This is a genomic window from Syntrophorhabdaceae bacterium (genome assembly GCA_035541755.1).
Classification (GTDB): domain Bacteria; phylum Desulfobacterota; class Syntrophorhabdia; order Syntrophorhabdales; family Syntrophorhabdaceae; genus PNOF01.
Window position 1 is genome coordinate 1 of sequence record DATKMQ010000036.1, and the last position, 3390, is coordinate 3390.

The following is a 3390-nucleotide window of genomic DNA, read 5'->3' on the forward strand; positions in this document are numbered from 1 at the left end:
TTCTTTCTCATGTGCAGGGGGACTCAGGCCATGCTTGTGACTTTATGGTGAAGAATTGGAGGGAGGAGCATATGGGTAACTCTAGTCAAGAGATTATTTCCAAATTCACTTCCTATGCGGACAGGCAAGGCAGTGGATACGCCAATTGGTATGTTGGTGTTACAGTTGACTGGCGACGACGACTATTCGTCGAACACCATGTATTTGAGAAAGACGAATGGTGGATAAGCCGGGAAGCGATTTCAAACAAAAGTGCGAGACAAGTACGGGACGCTCTGCACGCGATCGGGTTTACTAGCGAGCCCGGCGGCGAACAGGGATCATCCAGGTTTGTCTATGCATATCTGAAGCTCTCGGGAGTGACACATCCCTAATCGGTCTCTGCATGGCGAAGGTCCACCAGGTCAAGAACGGCAAGGGGGGTAAGTCAACACCGCCCGACACTGCTCAGCGCAATTTTACCGATCCGGACTCCCGGATCATGCCATACCAGAAAACCTTCATCCAGGGCTAAAACGCCCGGGTGGCGGTCGACAGCAAGCACCAGATCATTGTGGCCACCGATGTGACCAATCACCCCAAGGATGACACGCAGCTCAAGTACATGGTCAAGCAGCTTCGCAAGAGACCGAGGGTCCTCAGTGATGATGCCGGGTATGCCACAGCCGAGAACATCGCCTACCTGGGGAAGAGGAAGATCGATGCCTACATCGCCTGCGGCAGAGAAAAGCACGGTCCCGTGGCTGACAATCCTCCGCGGGGCCGGATCCCCGATGGTCTCACGCTCATCGAGAGGATGAGTCGAAAGCTGACAACCGTGAAAGGCCGAGCCCTCTACGCCAGACGCAAGGCGATCGCTGAACCGCCGATCGGGCAGATCAAGCATGCGACCGGCTTCACCCAGTTCAGGCTCCGCGGACATCCCAAGGCGAGAGCCGAGTGGTTCCTGGTCTGCTCGGGCCACAATCTCAAGAAGTTGTTCAGAGCAATCCTCGAAAGACCCAAGAGAAGAGAGCTCGCCTTCGGACAGTGACAGAGAAACACCACTTGTCAAAGAACAGTCCGGGCTCCCATGACCACGGGAGGCCTCAGAACTCCAACAAAATGATGCCACGAATTACCCGGACACACACCTAGCCGCAGGTTGCTCTACTCCGTTATCTTTAAGCGTTTCAATGTTCCTGCGTCCAAGCGAAGTGATCTAAAAAGGGACGGGTTGATGCCGTAGAAGGACTTTATCGTTCTTGAGTCCTTCTTCATCTTCGCTGTTTGAGAACTCGTACCGGATGGTGTCAGGTGACCCGTCCACATTCTCTTGCATTTGGAACAGACACAGATCAGGTTCCCCCCCTTGTCAACTAACATGTTCAGATCTGCGTTATCTTCCATATGTCTCAGCATTGTTTCCTCGCTTTAGGCTTGTCTATTTATCAATTAAATAGGTCAGGATACAGAGCTCGCGCCTTCTTGATTACGTCCGGATTTGCAGCCGACTGTAAAGCATCAACCTTCTTCTGAGCCGAATCGGCCCTCTGCTCTGCCTTCGCTTTGTCTGCCGATCCTATTTGCAAGCCGAAGAAAGCACCTATGAGGGTGCCTAATACGCTTGTGAAGAGGCCGACAATCGAGGTTATGTCTGATGCGGAACGCTGACCCGGACCAGTGAACAGTAGAACGACCACCAAAAGAGCGGCAAGCGAAAGACCATATATAGCAAGCTGAAAGGCCCTGTTGATCCTGGTAATTTCTGTCAGATTATTTTGCGATAGTCGATCTCGAGCTATTTCAGGGGTCATATTGCCCTCCATAAGTAGGTCAAAGGGAGTAGTCGATTCCCAGGAAATACCCCACACGGCGGATATGGTCGGTCCATTGCTTCCAATCGGCTCCAACTATGATTCCGATAGGCACAACGCCCGGTCCGAACCGAAAACCAACTATGAGTTCGTCGAAAATATTTGCCAAGATATTTGTTCCCAGCGTGAATGCAAGACTGACGGCCTTCGAGGGCAGTTTCGGGGGGATCACGAATATATTCCCAAACAGATACAACTTTACACTCCCAGAATCTGGATGAGAGGGGTAGAATTGATTATTTCTTGGGGCAAATATTGACACGCCCACCCCGATACTTGCAGAGACTGTGGAGTTATCGTAATTGCCAAAATGAGTCTGAACACTTCTGAACTTCAAATCCTGCGGCGGTGATACATCTATTCGATTGTATGTATTCTGTGCCAGATCGAACTTGGCATAACCGCTAAAGATGGTAGCGCCGTTGGCATCATGATGTGGCCTAAGTTCTATGTACGCCGTTGAATCTCTTAAAGCATTTGGCGTTTGAGGAAGCCCTCCTGCTGATTTTGAAACCAGTTGAAGCAACATTGCAAGCATCCCCGCTGCGATATTTTCACTCGCTCCACGCTCATATTGCAATGCCTCTCGCATCACTTTAAACGAGTATCTCCTTATCTTCTTGTTGATAATGGTTGTACCCTCATTGGTCACAATTCGTTTCGAGTCCTTTTCTGAAAGTGGGCCTACCACCGCGCCTGGTGGAAGCGATCCCTCATTCGGGCGAGACTCGACCTCCTTGGATATTGCCGTGGAATCACGTGGTTTTGACGTATCTGTGATCGTTACATCTCCCTTTTGGGATGTGCTGAAGCTGTCGATCATTGTATCGTCGCGGAGAAAACTTGAATCCGATATCACTAGAACCCAAATGTCCTTCTCACCTCGAAAGATGTGCCCCGTATCAGATCCTTTTGTGAGGCCCACCCTTGCTCTCCCCGCGCTATCGATGTAGACAACCATGGCCAAGAGATCACGATTACGGGCCCCTGAGTACCATTTGTCCAAGGCTTGGCTCCATCTTCCATTCACCAAATCGTCCCGCAGGGCGCAAACGCTCCCCAAGGTGTTTACCCCCTGCGGAAAGTCCGCACATTCATTTCCCTGGGAAAACAAAAGTCCTGGTTGGAAGAGAAGGAGCAAAAAGAAACAGAGGCTCAATGTGTTTGTTCTCATATTACCCTCCATCTTCCGAGGATGCGAATGCTGATGATTGTCTTTTGAGAATCGACTGGTCTGCCACAGAACTTGAGTGAGTTTCAACTGGGAGCTAGTGTAATGGTTCTTAAATAACTTGATTATGTTTCAGAGCTTCCGTATCATGGGTACATCCCTTATTATGGTGGAAACCCATGAGACACGGCCGTCCCCGACGTCCCATCGTGCTCCCCGATGAGGAGCGCCAGTACCTGCATGGTATCGCCAGTTCGCGTACTCTGCCGCATGGTCTTGTTCTCCGTGCGCGTGTCGTGTTGATGTCCGCCGATGGATTGAACAATCACGTCATTGGCCAGAAGCTCTCCCTGAGCGCCCAAT

Annotated in this window: 5 protein-coding genes; 2 read left to right on the forward strand and 3 right to left on the reverse strand. The window is 50.9% G+C overall.

The window, feature by feature from the left end; genetic code table 11:
• Positions 1–71: 71 nt before the first annotated feature.
• Entirely contained in the window at positions 72–374 is a 303-nt protein-coding gene (locus VMT62_02970) for a hypothetical protein (protein HVN95367.1), read from the forward strand.
• A 149-nt stretch (positions 375–523) separates the two neighbouring features.
• Entirely contained in the window at positions 524–1033 is a 510-nt protein-coding gene (locus tag VMT62_02975; protein HVN95368.1) for a transposase, read from the forward strand.
• Between the two features lie 397 nt (positions 1034–1430).
• Here VMT62_02975 and VMT62_02980 read toward each other — a convergent pair whose 3' ends face one another.
• The 3 genes from VMT62_02980 to VMT62_02990 all read right to left on the reverse strand — a co-directional run.
• Positions 1431–1796 carry a hypothetical protein gene (locus VMT62_02980; GenBank protein ID HVN95369.1) on the reverse strand — a complete coding sequence of 122 codons (366 nt, stop codon included), beginning with the start codon at positions 1794–1796 and terminating at the stop codon, positions 1431–1433.
• A gap of 19 nt (positions 1797–1815) precedes the next feature.
• Entirely contained in the window at positions 1816–3030 is a 1215-nt protein-coding gene (locus VMT62_02985; protein HVN95370.1) for a hypothetical protein, read from the reverse strand.
• A gap of 161 nt (positions 3031–3191) precedes the next feature.
• Positions 3192–3390 (reverse strand): hypothetical protein (locus tag VMT62_02990; GenBank protein HVN95371.1); only part of this gene is annotated, 199 nt, incomplete at its 5' end.